This window comes from Aeromonas sp. 130281, assembly GCF_056642115.1.
The window spans coordinates 432,430-450,249 of record NZ_JBWVQS010000002.1 but is presented as its reverse complement, the minus strand read 5'-3'; the positions used below and the strand labels follow the sequence as shown (position 1 = coordinate 450,249).

Below are 17,820 nucleotides of genomic sequence, written 5' to 3'. Positions count from 1 at the left end.
ATTGAATAGTGGAAGAGGCGAGTCACTCTCTTGACCGTGATGAGAGCGTTCAGAACAGTTGCCAGTCGGTGATCTCGATGCGCCGCGCCAACGGCGCATCGAACTCATACCTGATGCGTTACTTCCAGAGCCGATACACTCGGCTGTTATGCCTTAAGCGGAGAAACCACCGTCTATGGTCAAGCTGGCGCCCGTGATATAGCCGGCTTCCGGTCCTGCCAAGTAAGCAACGAAGCTGGCAATCTCTTCATCCTTGCCATAGCGGGCCAAGGCTATCAGCCCCTTGATATACTCCGCCGATTCCCCGTCTGCCGGGTTCATGTCGGTATCAACCGGACCTGGCTGCACGTTGTTCACCGTAATCCCCTTGGGGCCCAGATCACGCGCCATGCCTTTGGTCAAACCGACCAGTGCCGACTTGCTCATGGCGTAGATGGAACCACCCGCCATGGGAATGCGTTCGGCGTTGGTGCTGCCGATGTTGATGATGCGCCCCCCCTTGCCCATGTGGTGCGCCGCCTCCTGGGAGGCCACAAATACACTGCGGATGTTGACCGCCAGAGTGCGATCGAGATCGTTCAGGGTCAGCTCCTCCATGTCGCCCCATACCAGTACTCCGGCACTGTTGACGAGGATGTCCAGTCGACCGAAGGTGGTGACTGTCTGGCGGATGGCTTGCTGCAGAGAGACTTCATCTGCACTGTCGGCGCGAATAGCCAGCGCCTTGCCGCCAGCAGCCGTGATAGTCGCGACTGTCTCTTCTGCCTTGTTGGTAGAAGAGACATAGGTGAAGGCCACGGCAGCGCCGTCGCGAGCGAGGCGTTTTACGATGGCGGCACCGATGCCGCGTGAGCCACCTTGAACGAAAGCAACTTGTCCACTGAGGGGTTTAACGGTCAACATCTGAACTCTCCTGTCTGAAATGAAGTCATGTCTGAGCGAGTCGGGAACTAGAGCCCATTCAGCCAGGGAGCAAAAGTGGCGTTGAATGAACCTGTGAGCAGTGTGATTGATTCCTTGGAATTGATTAAGTAGCTATTATTCCAATCTCTATTTCCCTCAAGGACCGAATAGATGGCCACACAAGATCCCTTTCTGAGCGTCAGACACTTTGTCACTGTGGCGCAGTCAGGCAGTTTTACCGCTGCAGCATTGGCGCTGGGGATAACAGGCTCGGCGTTGAGCAAGAGCATAGTGCGCCTGGAAGCACGGCTGGGGGTCAAGCTGTTGCACAGAACAACCCGCAGGGTAAGCCTGACTCTGGAAGGGGAGGCGTATCTGGCCAGCTGTCTCCAAGCGATCAGGTTGCTGGAAGAGACTGAAAACAGTTTTGCATCAGGAAAGCAAAATCCGTCTGGTCGTGTGCGTATCGATCTTCCTGCTGCTTTTGGCCGCAGGCATGTACTGCCGATCTTGCTGGAGCTGGCCGGCAAGCACCCACAGCTGGACCTGTCTGTGACCTTCAACGAGCGTAAGGTTGACCTCATTCAGACCAACATCGACCTGGTGGTACGGATCGGCACGCTGGAAGATCAGGCAGATCTCGTCGCCCGCCGTCTGGGAGAGCAGAAGCTCGTTATCTGCGGGTCCCCCTCCTATTTGACCAGGCGCGGGGTTCCCTTGACCCCGGATGAGTTGTCACGGCACGACTGCATCATCGACTGGCGATCCGGGCATCGTCATAGCTGGCTGCTCAGGGATAGTGTTGGCAAAACGGAAGCTTACGACATCCCGGTGCGATACGAGATGGGGGATGGTGAAGCCGTGCTGGCTGCTGCTCTGGCTGGTCTTGGGCTGGTTCAGGCGCCAACCTGGCTGGTGAGCGAACAATTGGAGTCAGGAGCCCTGATCCCCGTACTCAATGACCAATCCGGCGGTGAGATGCCGATCAATCTCATCTGGGCTAGAAGCCAGCATATGCAGCTCAAGTTACGTGTCGTCATCGATGCCCTGTTACTGGCTGCACAAGAGAGTGGTAGCGGTTTCCGGGCAATGTGAACTAACCAGTCACAATTTAGGCCCACCTGGGGCTCTGTTGGTACCCCGCTAGCTGCACGCATTACAGGAATATATTGAGCCAGCACACTGAGCGTGATCATCTGATGTGCGGCATTCTCTTAACCCCATTTGCCCCTCATGTATCTGCTTTCCTCGCTCAGGCCAGCAGTATGGATAGTGCCAAATATGGACATAAAGTAGTTATATTTCAACTATTTAACACCGATACCAATACCGGAAAGGAACACGCCATATTCCCCCAGCGGCATCACATGCATGGTCAGTTCGAATCCGACTGGCTTGCTCAAGTCTCTATTGATCGATAGGATATGCACCATTCAACAGGGTAGGGCCAGCATGATTTTGCGACAACGCGTAGCGACAAGATTACTGCTGCTGGTCTGTATTCTGGTGCTCAACTGTGCGGCCCAGCCGCTGGCCAGGCTGGCTCAGCTCGACATGGCCCTTAGTTGTCAAATGCTGCCCATTCCATCCTCCGGTGTCGAAGCCGACGAGGGGCAATCCGCAACGCCCCAACCCAGTAGTTGCCAGCTCAACGGCAAGTGGCTCAGTGCCGCCAACCTGCTCTGCGCCGAGCAGATCTTCTTTGCCATCGCATTCGTGATTGTCCTGCTGGCCCCCCTGTCGCGTCGCTCCCCCAGGCTCCCCCCACCCAGAAACATATCGCCGCCAGAACGGCGACTTCATCTCACCCTCTGTGTCTGGCGAGAATGAGTTAGCCGCGGTTTACACCACCCTAACTTTCATTTTCAAGAGACAGAAACATGTCAAACATCATCAAGACTGCCCTGTTGATGGGCGGTCTGCTGTGGCAATCAGTGGGATTGGCCAGCGATACCGGCTGGCTGACCAGCCCCCGAAACGATCACGCGCAAGTTCGGCTGCAAGCAGATACCCGCGATCCAGCCCACACCCGCGTGTTGCTGAGCCTGGAGCTCGAGTCCGGCTGGAAAACCTATTGGCAGAATCCAGGCGAAGGGGGTATTGCCCCTGAAATTTTTTGGGATGACCCCCAACTCATCCAGCAGTGGCACTGGCCTGTGCCAGAGCGATTCGATGTCAGCGGTATCTCGACCCAGGGATATCAGAAGGCCGTCAGCCTTCCCATCAGCCTGACCCATGGCAACAGCAAGGCGTTGACAGGCACGCTACGCCTTTCGACCTGCAGCAACGTCTGCATCCTGACGGACTACTCCTTTAGCCTCCCATTGGATGGCTCGGTGCCAGAAGGGTTTGACTTTGCCTATGCACAGGCAATGAGCAAACTGCCACAAGCCATGCCGGACACCGTCGCCCTCAAGGCGGGTTATCGGCAAAACCAGCTGCAGCTGACCGCCGACAACCCTCAGGGCTGGCAGGATCCACAGATTTTCCTCCAGCGGCTGGAGGGGGCTGAATTCGGCGAGCCCAGCCTGGACGTCCAGGGCAACACTCTAGTCGCCCGTATTCCGGTCAGCGATGGCTGGCAGGGGGATGCACCAGATATCCGCCACCAGCAGATCGGATTCGTACTGGTCAATGGTGAAGAAGCCTGGCAGAGCGACGCCAAGATAGGTGAACCGCTGAACCTCCCAAGTGGCGGCCACTCGCTGATCTGGTTGCTGGGGGCCGCGCTGCTGGGCGGGCTCATTCTCAATCTGATGCCCTGCGTGCTGCCGGTGCTGGCGCTCAAGCTGGGGTCGGTACTGCAGATGGAAACGCGAGAGCGTCGTCCGGTTCGCCTGCAATTCCTGGCGGCCAGTGCCGGCATCCTGGTCTCCTTCTGGGCGCTGGCATTGATGAGCACCCTGCTGCGCGCCACCCAGGGGGCGGTCGGCTGGGGGATCCAGTTCCAGAGTGTCTGGTTTATCGGCTTCATGGTAGTCGTCACCCTGTTGTTCTGTGCCAACCTGCTGGGGCTGTTCGAGATCAGGTTGTCCAGCAACCTCAATACCCGTCTGGCAACTACGGGCGGCAACGGCCTGGGTGGTCACTTCCTGCAGGGCTGTTTTGCCACCCTGCTGGCGACCCCCTGCTCCGCCCCTTTCCTCGGTACTGCGGTCGCGTTTGCGCTCGGGGCGCCACTCGGTCAGCTCTGGCTTATCTTTACCGCGCTGGGGGTGGGCATGAGCCTGCCCTGGCTGCTCATCGCCGCCTTCCCCCGCCTCGCGCTCTGGCTGCCGAAACCGGGCCGCTGGATGGGGCGCCTGCGCGTCCTGCTGGGCCTGATGATGTTGGGCTCCAGCCTCTGGCTGCTCAGCCTGCTCGGCAACCATATCGGTCAGTTCTGGATGTTGAACCTGATGGCGCTGATGCTCGCCGTCATGCTGCTGGCCGTCGTGTGGCGCCATGGCATCCGTGGTGTGACCCTGGGGTTGACCCTGGGTTACTTGCTGGGGGCTGCACTGCTGCTCGGCGGTGCCTTCACCCTGGACGGCAAACCCCAGCAGGACAAAGTCGACTGGCAACCACTCACGGAGCAGGCCATCGAGCTGGCTCTGGCCCAGAACAAGCGGGTCTTCGTCGATGTGACCGCCGACTGGTGCATTACCTGTAAAGCCAACAAATTCAATGTGCTGCTGCGAGATGATGTGCAACAAGCCCTGAGCGCCCCCGACGTGGTTGCCCTGCGCGGGGACTGGAGTCGCCCCTCCGACAGCATCGCCAGCTTCCTGCGGCAACGGGGCAGCGTGGCCATTCCGTTCAACCAGATCTATGGCCCCGGGCTACAAGGTGGCGAGATCCTCTCTCCTCTGCTGGACCGTTCGACCCTGCTTGCCACTCTGGAACAAGCCGGTATTGCCCCCTCTCAAGGAGACACCCAATGAAACCGACTCTGCTCGCCCTGACCCTGCTGGGCACCTTGTTGACCCCGGCCCTGCACGCGGCCCCCTTCAGCCCGGAGCAGGAGGCCCGTATCAAAGAACTGGTCCGCGAGACTCTGGTACAGAATCCGACAATTCTGGAAGAGGCGGCGCAATCCTGGGAAAAACAGAATGCAGCCACCCAAGCGGCCCAGATCGACAAATTCCTCAAGGACAATGAGGATGTGTTGTTCAATAGCCCGACCAGCCCGCGCCTGGGCGCCAAAAACCCCAGGCTGACGCTGGTATCCTTCTCCGACTACAACTGCCCCTTCTGCAAGCAGTTCGATCCTCATCTGGCCAAACTGCTCAAAACCTACCCTGACGATATCGCACTGGTGATCAAGTTGTTGCCATTCAAGGGGCAGACCTCCGCCAAGGCGGCAGAGTACAGCCTGAGCCTGTGGCAGCAGGATCCGGCACGCTTCCTCGCCCTGCACGACAAGCTGATGAGCAAGCAGGGCATGCTGACCGAGGCGGACATCAACAAGGCGCTGGCAGCCACCGGCAACTCGGACCTCAAGCTTGACGACAAGGCGACGGAAGAGCTGCGTAGCAGCCTGAAAATTGGAACCCTGATGGGTGTGCGGGGCACGCCTGCGACACTGGTCGGCAACCAACTGGTCTCTGGCGCCATTCCTTACGAAGAGCTCGAGGAGATAGTGAAAGCTGAACTGGCCAGGAAGGGGTGATCATGGAGACCAAACCATCCCTCACTCCCCGTCTGCGGCGCTGGGGCAAGGAGGCGCTCTGGCTGCTGCTGTTTGCTGTGATCATCTCGACAGCGCTGGATCTCTGGCGCAGTCCTGCTCTGCCGGAGGGCAGCCCGCTGCCAGTGCTGACCCTGCAAGATGGCACCCAGGCCGACCTGCAGGCAATGAGTCGGGACAGGCCACTGCTGGTCTATTACTGGGCCAGCTGGTGCGCCGTCTGTCGCTTTACTACACCGACAGTGGAGCAGCTATGGCGAGACGGTGAAAACGTGCTGACGGTGGCGCTGCGCTCCGGCGACGCGACCAGGTTGCAGCAGGGCATGGCCAAGAAGGGGCTGACCTTCCCGACCCACAATGATGAGCATGCCGATCTCGCCGCCCGCTGGCAGGTGAGCGTCACCCCCAGCTTCCTCATCGTCAAGGATGGCAAGGTAGTCAGCACCACCACGGGCTGGAGCTCGGGCCTGGGGCTGAAACTGCGGCTGGCCTGGGCCAACCTCGGCTAAATCAGCCTGATAAGAATCGCCCCTCTTCCTGGTGAAGGGGGGCATCTATCGGCTCATTTATCATCGCGATAGAGGTGGCGTTGGCCCAGAGGGTACTCGCCGACTTCTATCACCCATCAATTTCACATCCTCATTCAATTACAGGAGTGGATATGACATCCATCATCGCCCGTTCGCTGTCGACCCAGGTTGGGCGCTATTTCTTGCCTCTGACACTGATCCGGATATCGTTCGGCCTTTTCTTCTTTGCGTCTGGTTTGAATAAGCTGATCCAGCCAGATAATCAGCAGGCCATGCTGCATACCATGATCGAGGCGGGGCTCCCCTACCCTGCCTTCATGGCAACATTTGTAGCGGGTAATGAAGCCCTATTCGGCTTGCTGCTGGTCTTTGGCCTGTTGAGCAGATTGTCTGCATCGGTGCTGCTGGTGATCAATATCGTCGCCCTGATGACCATCGGCATTCACCAGATCCCGGCCGATGTGACTGGCCTCGAGTGGTATAGCTGGCTGCTCTATCTCCCCGAGTCCGTTTATATCCTGCTGTGTATCTTGATCTCAGTTCAGGGGTCTGGCCCATGGGGGCTGGATCGTCGTCTGTTACCCGCGACAGGGCGTTGACCACAGACAACGGGCCCTCATCCCTATAAATAATCTTGCGCCCGGCTCTGCCGGGCTCTTCGCTTCTGGTACCTGCAACCAGAATGAGCGATGAGGCTTTCAACATGTGCCCGGGTCAGGGCTGGCGAGCTGGACTGGGTATCAGGAATGGGTCATGAAAGGATCAGCAGCCCCTTTCTATCATCAAGCGACCGAAGGGAAGTGCTGCGGATGCCCAAAGCCGTTCATCCAGGTAGCATGCCAGCCAACACCTAATGGCATACCAGAAGAAACACATAAATAAAAAGCCCAACTGATTCAATCAGTTGGGCTGTATAAGTGGCGGAGAGACAGGGATTCGAACCCTGGGTGGCATTGCTGCCACAATTGATTTCGAGTCAATCCCGTTCGGCCACTCCGGCATCTCTCCGCGGGCCCTCATATTGACCCAACCCGAGTCGGGAAATCAACGTAAATCTCGTTGCAGATCAGACGACTGGCTATTAAACCGTCAGCCTGTCGCGGCCCTCCCCTTGCCGGGCCCAGGCTGGCTTGCCGACGTGCGACGCCAAGGTGTCGGACCTGGTCCCAGGGACGACCACCCCGGCGCCGATCCAGGCTTATTCCCCTTTCCCCGACAAACCGGGGGCAGAGGGCCGAAAATCCCCCTCGACATGCCGCAATACGGCCCGGGAGAAGCACGGTCTGGCGCTGGTAATCCCCGGTCGATTGGTTGACAATCTCCGCTCATTTTTGGGGAGGGAAGCACTTCCCTCGAGAACTGCCGATAGGAAAAACCATGCGCAATATCCGTATCGTCTCACTGCTGCTGGCCGCTGCCAGCCTCTGGACCACACCGGCCTGGTCGATAACCTATCCGCTTCCACCGGCGGGCAGCCGTCTCATCGGTGAGCTGGAAGATTACATAGTCCAACCTGGCGATCATCTGGAGCTGGTCGGCAAACATACCCAGATTGGCTTTTTGGCGCTGCTCGAGGCAAATCCCGGGGTAGATCCCTATTTGCCCACACCCGGCACCCGGCTGACCCTGCCGACCCAGATGCTGCTGCCCGATGTGCCGCGGGAGGGCATCGTCATCAACCTGCCGGAGCTGCGCCTCTATTACTTCCCCAAGGACAAGGCGGAGGTGATGGTGCTGCCCATCGGCATAGGTGACATAGGCCGCGAGACGCCCGAGATGACCACCACTGTCATCGCGAAGAATCCGAACCCGACCTGGGTGCCAGGCCCCATGGTGCGCAAGTCCTGGCTGGAGCAAAAGGGCATAGATCTGCCGGCCGTGGTACCCCCGGGCCCGGACAATCCCCTCGGCAAGTTCGCCATGCGCCTCGGCTATGGCAACAAGGACTACCTCATTCACGGCACCAACAAGGAGTTCGGGGTCGGTCTGCGGGTCAGCGCGGGCTGTATCCGGCTGCGCCCGGATGACATAGAGACCTTGTTCAGCCTGGTGCCTGTCGGTACCCGGGTGCAGGTGATCAACCAGCCGGTCAAGATGGCGGTCGAGCCCGATGGCCGCCGCTGGCTGGAGGTGCACTCTCCCCTCTCCCGCACCGAAGCGGAGATGGCCGAGGGTGCGCCCCTGGTGCTCTCCCCCGAGGTCGAGCAGTTTATCGCGGCCCCCGAGATAGACGGCGCCCGGGTGACGGCCCTGCTCGACCACAAGAACGGGCTGCCCCGCCCCATCAGCGGCTAAGATCCTCCCGGAGATCACCATGACGAGATGCGGCCTTCCCCTGCTGGCGCTCCTGTTGACCCTGCTGCCCGGCTCAGCCGCGATGGCGGACATACTGTGGATGCAGAACGGCGATCGCCTGACCGGCACCATAGAAGAGATCACGGACGATCAGATCCGCATCAAGCCATCCTATAGCAAGGCCCTGACCGTCCAGCGCCATGCCATCAAGCGCTGGCGCCTGGACAAGCAGGAGCAGCCAAAACCGCTGACCAAGACGGGGATCCCCTTGCTGGACGCTCCTGACGAAGTGAATGCCTGGCTCCTGACCGGCACCAGCGATCTGAACATCAAGCTCAAGGAGAACACCAAGAAGACCAACAACGTCAACCTCAAGGTCTCCACCGAGCTGGCCAATCTGGACTGGCGTTACAGTCTGGATGGCGAGTACATCTACGAGACGGCGAACAACATCACCGACAGCCACGAATACAAGCTAAAACCCAAACTCGACTTCTTCTTCGACGATCACTGGTTCCTGAGCTCCTCCATTGACATCGACTACAACCTGATCGAAGCGGGCTACCTGGAGATTGACTATGCCTCTGGCCCCGGCTACCGCTTCTGGAATGACAAGCGGCGCCGCCTGGAGTTCATCACCCAGCTGGGTCTGGAGCGGGCCTATTTCAGGCCGGAGGTGTGGAGCAATTCGGACATTTTTGACGACAGGATTATCAATTACCCCTTCGTCAACCTGGGCTGGGACTACCGGCAACCTCTCGCCTTCTGGGAGGAGAAGTTCGAGTTGTTCAGCAAGGGGAGCTATGAAAAGTTCGTCGATCAGCCCTCCCCCTACCTGACCAGAAAACAGTCCGTCAGCGGCAGCCTGGGGCTCAGGTACTACTTCAACGATCACCTGCGTCTCTCCTGGTCGAGCGAGCTGGATTGGGACGATGTCTGGTTCGACTACCACGGCCTGGACATGGATGTGAGCGAGAAGGAGTGGCGTCACATCATCACCCTGGGCGCCAGCTTCTAGCCCCCAGAAACGACACAGGCCCACCGAAGTGGGCCTGTGTATCGCCGTGAGGGACGGGCGTCAGAAATAGATACGGGTGACCGACTCGATGACGCAACCAGGGCGGCGGATCCCCTCGATCTCTATCTTGATCTCCTTGAGCAGCTCGATCCCCCCCTTGATGGGAGTGACTCGCGACAGCCTGGTACGGGCACGGATGTTGCTGTCCACCTTGATGGGATAAGGGAAGCGGACCTGCTCCAGACCGAAGTTCACCACCATGCGGGCGCTCGGGAATTCCGGCGTCGCCTCGTCCACCGAGCCGGTGAGCTGGGGCAGCAGGGCCAGGGTCAGGAAACCGTGGGCAATGGTGGTCTTGAATGGCGACTCGGCTGCCGCACGCTCGGGGTCGGTGTGGATCCACTGATGGTCACCGGTCACGGCCGCGAACTGATCGATCAACCCCTGATTTATCTGCAACCACTCACCCACATGGGTCTCTTCCCCGATCCGGGCCTGCAGCTCGGCATAGAGGGTGGCGGCTTCGCCACTCAGCTCAACCGGGTTCTCTTCGATCAGGGTCGGTTGGCTGTTGACCGCCTGAGCCTGGGATGCGCGCTGCTGCCGCACCAGTGACTGGTCGGCCTGCAGATCCAGCACTCGACCCAGCAAAGGGTGAAGGTGTGCCTTTTGCTGAAACTCACGCCAGTAGTCACGGATCGCCGGAGAGAGCCAATCCTTGAGCTCAAAGGGGTGTTGCGCCAGGATTTCGCGCTTGTGCTTCAGAAAATCGACAACTTTCATGTACCGATCCCTATTCGATTCAAAGCCTGTAAAGAGGTCTAACCAGTCCCATTTTATGAAAGTTTCACAGGTAAGTACAAAAAAATCTCGGCGTACAACTGTACCGGGGATGAAAGTGGTCACTAACACGCAGGGAAAAACGGACAGGTATAAAGCGGAAAAACGATTGCAACGAGGGGAACGAGACGGAAAACCTCGAGGCTGGCAAAGGGCGTGGTTCGGGGTGTTTTTGCTCTCAACACCCCTTTTTTCCTCAGCGGCCGGGAGCAGACCACCAGGCGGTTCGGCTCGCCTCGTCCAGGAAGCTCCAGGCCAGGATCCGGCTCACCTTGTTGCCCTGCGCCATGTCGATCACCCTGACATCCTGAGCCCCCACCCGAGCCAGCGCCTTTCGTGCGGCAGGCAGATTCTCCTTTTTTGACACCAGCGAGCTGAACCAGAGACACTGGCCGGCAAACTCCTTGCTCTGCTCTATCATGCCGGCCAGAAACGCCGCCTCGCCGCCCTCGCACCAGAGCTCCGCCTTCTGTCCGCCGAAGTTGAGCACGGGAGCCCCCGTCAGCGCCTTGCCCTGGCCCTTACCCAGGTTGCGCAGCTTGCGCTCCGTCCCCTTGCTCGCCTCCGCCAGCGAGGCGTGGAACGGCGGGTTGCACAGGGTCAGGGCGAAGCGCTCCTTCGGCCCCAGGACGCCGCGAAAGATCTGCTTGGGGTTGTCCTGATGGCGGCACGCTATCTGGCTGCCCAGGCCATTACTCGCCGCCAGCAGGGTCGCCGCCTTGACCGACACGGGATCGATGTCCGATCCCACGAAGCGCCAACCATACTCACGGGCCCCCAGCAGGGGATAGATGCAGTTTGCCCCGACGCCTATGTCCAGCACCTGCACCCCCTTGCCCCTTGGCACCTCCCCCGCACTCTCGGCCAGCAGATCCGCCACCCGATGCAGGTAATCGACCCGGCCCGGAATGGGGGGACAGAGGTAGCCCGGCGGCAGATCCCAGTGCTGGATGCCGTAGTGCAGCGCCAGCAGGGCCCGGTTGAGCGCCTTGACGGCGGCCGGATCGGCGAAATCCAGGGTCCGGGTGCCATGCTCGTTGACGAAGACGAAAGGCAGCAGCTCGGGAGTGCGCTGACAGAGGGCGTCAAAATCGTAAGGGGTCTGATGGCGATTGCGCGGGTGCAATCCGGATTTGTGCTGGGTCTTCATGCTGGGCCTGCCGAGGGTCGAGGGGGCCACACTATAGAGAGTCGGCCAGGGAAAGTCTAAACGAGGACCATAAAAAACCGGGCCTCCAGGAGCCCGGTTCAAGTGAGGTTGGAAAAACAGTCCGTACTGCGAGCCGTTTGTCCAGCCTGACTCAGATCTCGATCCGGCGTGCCTGCCAGAACTTGCTGCGCCAATAGGAGTTGTCGAGCTTGGAGCGGGTCACCCCGGCGCGGGTGGAGGCGTGGATGAATTCACCGTTGCCGACATAGATGCCCACATGATTGAGGCGGCGGTTGATCTTGAAGAAGACCAGATCCCCTTCCACCAGATCCTGCTTGGAAACGCGGGTGCCTTCATGAACCTGGGAGCGGGTATCGCGGGGCAATTCGATGCCGACGGCATTGCGGAACACTTCACGGGCGAAGGCGGAGCAATCTATGCCTCGCTGGCTGCTGCCCCCCATGCGGTAAGGGACGCCACGCCACTCTTTGTATACGGTCAGGATTTCGTTGACATCTGGTGTGGGTGAAACTTCGGGTTCAATCACGGGTTCCATCATGGAAACCTCGATCTTGCTCGCGACCTCGGGCTGGGGTGCAGAAGCACAACCCACCATTCCGAGCGCGACCAGCAGTAGCATCAGGTGGCGCAATCCTTTATCCCCGCAAATAGAGTGAAACTTGTTAAAATGCAGCCCGACAGGGCAATTTATAAGGCAACAGCACCCGACTATATCCAAGAATTCTATCGAGGCAAGCGAAAATCCCTATCGACCTCACATTTTTGCAAGGAAATGCACTGTTTTGCATGATTAATGTGATCATGGCCAAACAATATACAATCGCAAAAGTAGCGGTTTTGCCCTGTCAAAACGGATCGTTATCGCTGTTTCGACCTCATTTTAAAGTGAAATATTATGCTCTATGCGGATCTCTATTTGTTAAAACCGGCGCTCATCGACGCCGAGCAGTTGAGCGGGCTGCAATCAGAGCTCTCGCCGGACGAATATCGCCATTGGCATGAGATCCGCCAGCCTAGCCGCCAGCGCGAGTACCTGCTCGGCCGGATACTGCTGCGCCGCCTGCTGGCCGAGCGGCTTGGCTGTCCGCCCGATGCGCTGGTGTTTCGCACCAGCGAGCACGGCAAGCCCACCCTGATCAGCCATGACTGGCAGTTCAATCTCAGCCACAGCGGGGACTGGCTGGTGCTCGCCCTCTGCCAGCAAGGCCCCCTCGGCGTGGACGTGGAGATGGGCTTGCGCCGGCGCCCCGTCCTGCCATTGGCCCGGCGTTTCTATGCCCCTGAGGAATATCAGTGGCTGCTTGCCCTGCCATCCCGGGAGCAGGCCTCGGCCTTCTATCGGCTCTGGTCACGCAAGGAGGCGGTGCTGAAAGCCCAGGGGGCCGGCATTGCCGCGGGGCTCGACAAGGTGCGCTTTGTACCGGAAGAGGGGTGGCGGCTGGACAACCGGCTCGATACCCGGAGCTATCAGGTGCTGGACTGGCATGTTGGCAGCGGCTGGCTGAGCCTCGTCGCCCCGACTCGCCAGATCAATGGCTACCTGCTGGATGAGCGCTTGAAATCCACGCCCCTGGACCCCATGTTGATCCACACCATTTTCCGAGAGTCAGCCTCATGATCGTCGACATCAATCCCCAGAACTTCCACGCCGAACTGATCGATGCGTCCATGAAAAAGCCGGTCGTCATCTATTTCCACGCCCCGCAGATGCCAGAATGCCAGGGCATGACCCCGCTGGTGGAGACCCTGGTCGGCCCGGCCAATCCCGCGGTCACCCTGGCCAAGGTCGACATGAACGATCCCCAGCTGCAACCCCTGGCCAGCCAGCTGGGTCTGCGCGCGCTGCCCGCGCTGGTGCTGTTCCATCAGGGGCGCCCGGACGAGCAGGCCATCCTGGAAGGCCCGCAAGATGAGGCCACCCTGCGCCAGTACTTCGCCGCCTTCGCCCCCAAGGAAGAGGAGCTGCTGCTCGAGAAGGGTCAGCAAGCCCTGACTGAGGGTCAGGCAGATGTGGCCCATGCCCATCTCAGCCAGGCCCACCGACTGGCCCCCGAGCGTCACGATATCAGCCTCTGGCTGGTGCAGGCGGCGCTGGATCTGGCTCTGCTGGATGAGGCGCAGGCCCTGCTCGCGACCATCCCCATGGTGGCGCAGGATGATCACTATCAGACCCTGAGTTCCCGCCTGGCCCTGGCGCTGCAAGCCAGCGACAGCCCGGAGCTGCGCGCCCTGGAGCAGCGTCACGCAGAGACACCGGACGACGACGCCCTCACCCAGGAGCTGGCGGTGCAGTACAGTCAGGTTGGCCGTCAGGAAGAAGCCTTGGCGTTGCTGTTCAACATTCTCAAGCGCGACATGGCGTTTGGCGATGCCAAGAAGATCTATCTCGATATTCTGACCACCATGGGAGCACACCCGGCTGCGCAGAGTTATCGCCGCAAGCTCTACAGCCTGCTTTATTGATCGATGAAGATATCAGGGGATGCCGAGCAATCGGCATTGCCTTGTTCAGGCAGGCAGTGCAGTAATTAAGGGAAATGACGAATTTCAGACAAAAAAAAATGGCGCATTGAAATGCGCCATTTTTTCGCATGGATTACTTCTTGTAGGAAGTAGCCATGTTGTCGATGCGCTGGTTAGCACGAGCTGCTTCTTGGTTAGCAGTTGCGATATCAGCAGCCATCTTGGATTGATCAGCACGAACTGCGCTAACATCTTGAGCCAGTTGGTCAACTTTGTTAGACAGATTCTGAACGGAAGTTTCCAGTTCGCTGGTGTTTGCACAACCGCCCAGCAGGGCAGACAGACCAACAACACCTACCAACAACATTTTCTTCATTTTTAAAGCTCCCTTTAACTCGCCAGACGTTTAGCAAGCGGCGTGATTATGGCACAAATAAATACGAGTTTGGATAGGCCCCATCACAGATAAATGCATTAAAACCCTCATTTTTTTTTAAACGCACACTTTTTGTGCAAATCTAAGTCAAAAACGAGTGCCCTGGATGAGGTTCGCACCAAGCGTAACCAAAAAATGCCCTTAATACAATTTCGTATGAAGCTTAAGCCGAACGTTCAGACAGCATTTGACGATATTGCACCAGATCTTCGATGGTCAGCACCGGCATCCGGTGCAGGCGACCGAAGGTCACCAGATCCGGCAACCTGGCCATGGAGCCATCGGCCTTGGTCAGCTCGCACAACACCCCGTAAGGCTTGAGACCGGCCAGCTGCATCAGGTCCACCGTGGCTTCGGTATGACCGCGCCGGGTCAGCACGCCGCCGGTGCGGGCACGCAGCGGGAAGACATGGCCCGGGCGATGCAGATCAGAGGGTCGGGCGCCGTCGGCGATGGCGGCCTGGATGGTGGTGATGCGGTCGGCGGCGGAGACACCCGTGGTGACGCCCTGGGCCGCTTCTATGGTCACGGTGAAGGCGGTCTGATAATGGCTGGAGTTGGCCTCCACCATCATGGGCAGCTCGAGCTGGCGTACCCGCTCGTCGGTCAGGCAGAGGCAGACGATGCCGGAGCATTCGCGGATCATCATGGCCATCTGTTCGTTGGTCATGGACTCGGCGGCGAAGATGAGGTCACCCTCGTTCTCCCGATCTTCATCATCGGCCACCAGCACCCCTTGACCGGCACGCAATGCGGCCAGCGCGGCTTCGACGCGGGCAATGGGATCACCAAATTCACTGAGTAGAGACTGATTCATGGTAAGACTCCTAAACAAGACAAGGACCAGAATCAGGGCATGGAAAGGCAGACAGAGATAGGTATGCAGCAGCCGGCCCATAGGGAGCCAGGAGTGCAGTATCTGTCTTATCCTCTTTCATCCGGACTGTGACCGTCGGCTCCGGCATCTCACCGGATCTGCTGACCCCGACCCCGGTTTCAAACCTGGATCGGGCGCTCGCGGGCTCCCCGAGTCAGATCGGGATACCGCCGGTGGGGAATTTCACCCCGCCCTGAGAATAAGCGCAGACAGCCTAAAGAAAAAAAACCCAGGATACCAGCCCAAAACCCATCAAAGATGAATAGGATGCAGTGCACTGCCCCCCGCTGGCGACTTGCCACTCAGCTGCACGGCGCGCTGTCCTTTCTGATTTTGTTTATGGCATAGTGCCAGCAAAAACGTGCAGCCCGCGCAGACACGGGCGCCAACACCACAAACGGAATCATGACAGAGATGGAAAAGAAAATACTGCTGACCGATTGCCCCGACGCCAAGGGACTCATCGCCAAGATCACCAACATCTGCTACAAGCACCAGCTCAACATCAACAAGAACGACGAGTTCGTGGATCACGAGAACGGCCGCTTCTTCATGCGTACCGAACTGGAGGGTCGCTTCAACGACGAGACCCTGCTGGCGGATCTCGACGACGCCCTGCCGGCGGGCGCCCAGCGCCGTCTGGTCAAGGCGGGCAAGAAGCGCATCGTCATCCTGGTCACCAAGGAGACCCACTGCCTCGGCGACATCCTGATGAAGAACTACGCCGGCGCGCTGGACATGGACATAGTGGCGGTGATCGGCAACTACGACACGCTCGCAGAATTGACGGGCAAGTTCGACATCCCCTTCCATGCCGTGAGCCACGAGGATCTCAGCCGCACCGAGCATGAAGAGCAAGTACGCGCCCTCATCGACGGCTACCAGCCGGATTACGTGATCCTGGCCAAGTACATGCGGGTGCTGACCCCGAGCTTCGTGGAGGCCTATCCGCGCAAGCTCATCAACATTCATCACTCCTTCCTGCCCGCCTTCATCGGTGCCCGCCCCTATCGTCAGGCCTTCGATCGCGGGGTCAAGCTGATCGGTGCCACCGCCCACTTCGTCACCGACGATCTGGATGAAGGCCCCATCATAGAGCAGGACGTGATCCACGTGGGCCATACCTTCAGCGCCGACGACATGGCCAAGGCGGGACGGGATGTGGAGAAATCCGTGCTGAGCCGTGCCCTGGAGCTGGTGCTGAACGAGCGGGTCTTCGTCTACGGCAACAAGACGGTGGTGTTCAAATAACCCAGCCCGTCGTTCGACGCCCAGCAAAAAGGCTCCCGAGGGAGCCTTTTTCGTCTGCCTGCGCTTATTGAGGCAGGGGCAGACCGTTGATGGTGACCACTCCCTTGTCGAGCTTGAGCTCGGCATTGAGGTGCGCCGGTTCCGCCTTCAGATAACCCAGGGCCGTGAACTGGGCCAGCATGGGCGCCAGCTGCGGCACCGCCTTGCCCAGCTGGTCGCCGAGACTGGCATTGAGCAGCCCGGACAGGGCCTGCATCCCCTCCTCGCTTCCCATCAACTGTGCCAGGGTCGTTGGCGCCAGCTTGGCCTCCCCTTTCAGGCTGACGGGCTCGCCGTTGAGCTGGGCGCTGAGATCGGTCAGCTCCAGCGTGGCGCCCCGTTGCAGCATCTTGTCCAGCGCCTGCTGGATAACCGCCTCGTCCACCCGCTGGCTGCTGGCCTCCTGCAGGGTCTGATAGCCCTCCAGATCCAGCCCCTTGAGCGCCAGATCCAGACTTCCCTGGGTCAGCGCCAGGCTGTCGCTCTCGTTCTCCAGATTGAGGGTCGCCACCTTCATCTGATAACGGCTGGAGAGGGTCTGGGCATCGTCCCCCGCCAGCTGGGTGTTGGTGCTGACCCCCTGCAACGAGAGCTTGACGCTCTCCGGCAGTTGCAAGGAGAGGGCGGACAGCGTCATCTCGCTGTTAGGAGAGAGCCAGATGCCGCTGATCTCGGCCATGTCGGCGCTGCCCTTGAGATCCGCCAGGGCCAGATCCATCTTGCTCTGCGCATCGTGGACCGTCATGCCCAGCCACTGGAAGACCAGGTGACCATTGCCATCGAGATCCCCGCGATAATCCCCGCTCAGTGGCAGGAAGCTGAACTCGTTGAGCCCCTCCTTGACCTTGAAGTCGCTGGCCCAGAAACGGGAGCTGTTGCTCATGGTCCAGAGGCTGCTGGCCGACTCCAGGCCAAGCTGCCATTGCTGCATGCCGAGGGCGGTGAAGACCGGGGCCAGGGTTCCCGCCGAGGTGTCGAGCAGCATGTTGCTCTTGATATAGAGCGGCAGCAGGCGGCTGTTGACGCGCAGCTGCAGCTCGATGGGGTCGCTTCCCGCCATCTGGGGATCGAAACTCGCCAGCGTCTCCTGTGTCACCACCACCTTGAGCACCCCATCACGGGTGAACAGGTTCTCGCTGGTGGGCAACCAGGTGATCTCGACGCCGCTCTCCTGCTTGGCCCTGGCGATCTGCTCCCCCAGGATGCGATCGAAGGCATTGCCCGTGTACCAGCAGGCGCCCAGCCCACCCACCACCAATGCCGCTCCGGCAGCCATGGCCACTGTCTTTTTCATCTGCTCTCTTACTCCTGATTTTTCTATGGCGGGT

The 17,820-nt window shown here is 59.5% G+C and carries 18 protein-coding genes, 1 tRNA gene and 1 riboswitch; of the genes, 11 read left to right on the top strand and 8 right to left on the bottom strand.

The features are described 5' to 3' along the window. Positions 1–153: 153 nt before the first annotated feature. Positions 154–903, bottom strand: a complete 750-nt coding sequence (locus tag AC1IN8_RS09035; protein WP_139438281.1) for a 3-oxoacyl-ACP reductase family protein — start codon at positions 901–903, stop codon at positions 154–156. Positions 904–1,074: 171 nt separating this feature from the next. Here AC1IN8_RS09035 and AC1IN8_RS09030 point away from each other — a divergent pair, with 171 nt between their 5' ends. The 6 genes from AC1IN8_RS09030 (at position 1,075) to AC1IN8_RS09005 (ending at position 6,701) form a co-directional block, all read left to right on the top strand. Further along, the gene (locus AC1IN8_RS09030) at positions 1,075–1,998 is read left to right on the top strand and encodes a LysR family transcriptional regulator (RefSeq protein ID WP_319918226.1); all 924 of its coding nucleotides are present in this window, start codon (positions 1,075–1,077) and stop codon (positions 1,996–1,998) included. A 357-nt stretch (positions 1,999–2,355) separates the two neighbouring features. Beyond that, positions 2,356–2,733 carry a hypothetical protein gene (locus AC1IN8_RS09025; protein ID WP_247626991.1) on the top strand — a complete coding sequence of 126 codons (378 nt, stop codon included), beginning with the start codon at positions 2,356–2,358 and terminating at the stop codon, positions 2,731–2,733. A gap of 50 nt (positions 2,734–2,783) precedes the next feature. Further along, the gene (locus AC1IN8_RS09020) at positions 2,784–4,826 is read left to right on the top strand and encodes a protein-disulfide reductase DsbD family protein (protein WP_319913224.1); all 2,043 of its coding nucleotides are present in this window, start codon (positions 2,784–2,786) and stop codon (positions 4,824–4,826) included. Continuing rightward, positions 4,823–5,554: a DsbA family protein gene (locus AC1IN8_RS09015; RefSeq protein WP_479758666.1), complete on the top strand. Its 732-nt coding sequence runs from the start codon at positions 4,823–4,825 to the stop codon at positions 5,552–5,554. Before AC1IN8_RS09020 ends, AC1IN8_RS09015 begins: the two co-directional genes overlap by 4 nt. 2 nt (positions 5,555–5,556) lie before the next feature. Next, positions 5,557–6,081 (top strand): protein disulfide oxidoreductase, encoded by a 525-nt coding sequence (locus AC1IN8_RS09010; RefSeq protein WP_319913222.1) that lies wholly within the window; start codon positions 5,557–5,559, stop codon positions 6,079–6,081. A gap of 152 nt (positions 6,082–6,233) precedes the next feature. Then, positions 6,234–6,701 carry a DoxX family protein gene (locus tag AC1IN8_RS09005; protein ID WP_479758665.1) on the top strand — a complete coding sequence of 156 codons (468 nt, stop codon included), beginning with the start codon at positions 6,234–6,236 and terminating at the stop codon, positions 6,699–6,701. A gap of 319 nt (positions 6,702–7,020) precedes the next feature. Here AC1IN8_RS09005 and AC1IN8_RS09000 read toward each other — a convergent pair. Further along, positions 7,021–7,110 (bottom strand) — tRNA-Ser (locus tag AC1IN8_RS09000). Between the two features lie 369 nt (positions 7,111–7,479). Between AC1IN8_RS09000 and AC1IN8_RS08995 the strand changes: the two genes are divergently transcribed. Both AC1IN8_RS08995 and AC1IN8_RS08990 read left to right on the top strand, forming a co-directional pair. Beyond that, on the top strand, positions 7,480–8,397 hold the full coding sequence (locus AC1IN8_RS08995; protein WP_139438264.1) for a L,D-transpeptidase family protein: 918 nt from the start codon (positions 7,480–7,482) through the stop codon (positions 8,395–8,397). 19 nt (positions 8,398–8,416) lie between these two features. Next, positions 8,417–9,415 (top strand): DUF481 domain-containing protein, encoded by a 999-nt coding sequence (locus tag AC1IN8_RS08990; protein WP_139438261.1) that lies wholly within the window; start codon positions 8,417–8,419, stop codon positions 9,413–9,415. Between the two features lie 60 nt (positions 9,416–9,475). Here AC1IN8_RS08990 and AC1IN8_RS08985 read toward each other — a convergent pair whose 3' ends face one another. The 3 genes from AC1IN8_RS08985 to AC1IN8_RS08975 all read right to left on the bottom strand — a co-directional run bounded on the left by AC1IN8_RS08985 (position 9,476) and on the right by AC1IN8_RS08975 (position 12,045). After that, the gene (locus AC1IN8_RS08985; protein WP_247626998.1) at positions 9,476–10,198 is read right to left on the bottom strand and encodes a MaoC family dehydratase; all 723 of its coding nucleotides are present in this window, start codon (positions 10,196–10,198) and stop codon (positions 9,476–9,478) included. A 253-nt stretch (positions 10,199–10,451) separates the two neighbouring features. Next, complete coding sequence (gene rlmF, locus AC1IN8_RS08980; protein ID WP_479758663.1) at positions 10,452–11,405, bottom strand: 23S rRNA (adenine(1618)-N(6))-methyltransferase RlmF; 954 nt, start codon at positions 11,403–11,405, stop codon at positions 10,452–10,454. A 151-nt stretch (positions 11,406–11,556) separates the two neighbouring features. Next, positions 11,557–12,045, bottom strand: coding sequence for a C40 family peptidase (locus AC1IN8_RS08975; RefSeq protein ID WP_162519271.1), 489 nt, complete (start codon positions 12,043–12,045; stop codon positions 11,557–11,559). 276 nt (positions 12,046–12,321) lie between these two features. On the opposite strand from AC1IN8_RS08975, the gene AC1IN8_RS08970 reads away from it, so the two are divergent. Further along, positions 12,322–13,044 (top strand): 4'-phosphopantetheinyl transferase family protein, encoded by a 723-nt coding sequence (locus AC1IN8_RS08970; RefSeq protein ID WP_479758662.1) that lies wholly within the window; start codon positions 12,322–12,324, stop codon positions 13,042–13,044. Continuing rightward, the gene (locus tag AC1IN8_RS08965) at positions 13,041–13,889 is read left to right on the top strand and encodes a tetratricopeptide repeat protein (RefSeq protein WP_479758660.1); all 849 of its coding nucleotides are present in this window, start codon (positions 13,041–13,043) and stop codon (positions 13,887–13,889) included. The genes AC1IN8_RS08970 and AC1IN8_RS08965 overlap by 4 nt, the downstream gene beginning before the upstream one ends. A gap of 133 nt (positions 13,890–14,022) precedes the next feature. Here AC1IN8_RS08965 and AC1IN8_RS08960 read toward each other — a convergent pair whose 3' ends face one another. Together AC1IN8_RS08960 and ribB are read right to left on the bottom strand one after the other, a co-directional pair. Beyond that, positions 14,023–14,265: an Lpp/OprI family alanine-zipper lipoprotein gene (locus AC1IN8_RS08960; RefSeq protein ID WP_025327798.1), complete on the bottom strand. Its 243-nt coding sequence runs from the start codon at positions 14,263–14,265 to the stop codon at positions 14,023–14,025. Positions 14,266–14,488: 223 nt separating this feature from the next. Further along, positions 14,489–15,142, bottom strand: a complete 654-nt coding sequence (ribB, locus tag AC1IN8_RS08955) for a 3,4-dihydroxy-2-butanone-4-phosphate synthase (RefSeq protein ID WP_139438249.1) — start codon at positions 15,140–15,142, stop codon at positions 14,489–14,491. 105 nt (positions 15,143–15,247) lie between these two features. After that, a riboswitch (FMN riboswitch) is annotated at positions 15,248–15,407 on the bottom strand. A gap of 209 nt (positions 15,408–15,616) precedes the next feature. On the opposite strand from ribB, the gene purU reads away from it, so the two are divergent. Then, positions 15,617–16,453 carry a formyltetrahydrofolate deformylase gene (gene purU, locus AC1IN8_RS08950; RefSeq protein ID WP_043131177.1) on the top strand — a complete coding sequence of 279 codons (837 nt, stop codon included), beginning with the start codon at positions 15,617–15,619 and terminating at the stop codon, positions 16,451–16,453. Positions 16,454–16,517: 64 nt separating this feature from the next. On the opposite strand, the gene AC1IN8_RS08945 is transcribed toward purU, so the two are convergent. After that, entirely contained in the window at positions 16,518–17,786 is a 1,269-nt protein-coding gene (locus AC1IN8_RS08945; protein ID WP_479758657.1) for a DUF945 family protein, read from the bottom strand. Positions 17,787–17,820: the final 34 nt, after the last annotated feature.

Excerpts from the sequence above, each read along its gene's own strand:
- AC1IN8_RS09015 (WP_479758666.1), top strand. The coding sequence starts at position 4,823 with ATGAAACCGACTCTGCTCGCCCTGACCCTGCTGGGCACCTTGTTGACC.
- AC1IN8_RS08970 (WP_479758662.1), top strand. The coding sequence starts at position 12,322 with ATGCTCTATGCGGATCTCTATTTGTTAAAACCGGCGCTCATCGACGCC.
- AC1IN8_RS08990 (WP_139438261.1), top strand. The coding sequence starts at position 8,417 with ATGACGAGATGCGGCCTTCCCCTGCTGGCGCTCCTGTTGACCCTGCTG.
- AC1IN8_RS09010 (WP_319913222.1), top strand. The coding sequence starts at position 5,557 with ATGGAGACCAAACCATCCCTCACTCCCCGTCTGCGGCGCTGGGGCAAG.
- AC1IN8_RS09005 (WP_479758665.1), top strand. The coding sequence starts at position 6,234 with ATGACATCCATCATCGCCCGTTCGCTGTCGACCCAGGTTGGGCGCTAT.
- purU (WP_043131177.1), top strand. The coding sequence starts at position 15,617 with ATGGAAAAGAAAATACTGCTGACCGATTGCCCCGACGCCAAGGGACTC.
- AC1IN8_RS08960 (WP_025327798.1), bottom strand. The coding sequence starts at position 14,265 with ATGAAGAAAATGTTGTTGGTAGGTGTTGTTGGTCTGTCTGCCCTGCTG.
- AC1IN8_RS09030 (WP_319918226.1), top strand. The coding sequence starts at position 1,075 with ATGGCCACACAAGATCCCTTTCTGAGCGTCAGACACTTTGTCACTGTG.
- AC1IN8_RS08975 (WP_162519271.1), bottom strand. The coding sequence starts at position 12,045 with ATGCTACTGCTGGTCGCGCTCGGAATGGTGGGTTGTGCTTCTGCACCC.
- AC1IN8_RS08995 (WP_139438264.1), top strand. The coding sequence starts at position 7,480 with ATGCGCAATATCCGTATCGTCTCACTGCTGCTGGCCGCTGCCAGCCTC.
- AC1IN8_RS09020 (WP_319913224.1), top strand. The coding sequence starts at position 2,784 with ATGTCAAACATCATCAAGACTGCCCTGTTGATGGGCGGTCTGCTGTGG.
- rlmF (WP_479758663.1), bottom strand. The coding sequence starts at position 11,405 with ATGAAGACCCAGCACAAATCCGGATTGCACCCGCGCAATCGCCATCAG.
- AC1IN8_RS09025 (WP_247626991.1), top strand. The coding sequence starts at position 2,356 with ATGATTTTGCGACAACGCGTAGCGACAAGATTACTGCTGCTGGTCTGT.
- AC1IN8_RS08965 (WP_479758660.1), top strand. The coding sequence starts at position 13,041 with ATGATCGTCGACATCAATCCCCAGAACTTCCACGCCGAACTGATCGAT.
- AC1IN8_RS09035 (WP_139438281.1), bottom strand. The coding sequence starts at position 903 with ATGTTGACCGTTAAACCCCTCAGTGGACAAGTTGCTTTCGTTCAAGGT.
- ribB (WP_139438249.1), bottom strand. The coding sequence starts at position 15,142 with ATGAATCAGTCTCTACTCAGTGAATTTGGTGATCCCATTGCCCGCGTC.
- AC1IN8_RS08985 (WP_247626998.1), bottom strand. The coding sequence starts at position 10,198 with ATGAAAGTTGTCGATTTTCTGAAGCACAAGCGCGAAATCCTGGCGCAA.
- AC1IN8_RS08945 (WP_479758657.1), bottom strand. The coding sequence starts at position 17,786 with ATGAAAAAGACAGTGGCCATGGCTGCCGGAGCGGCATTGGTGGTGGGT.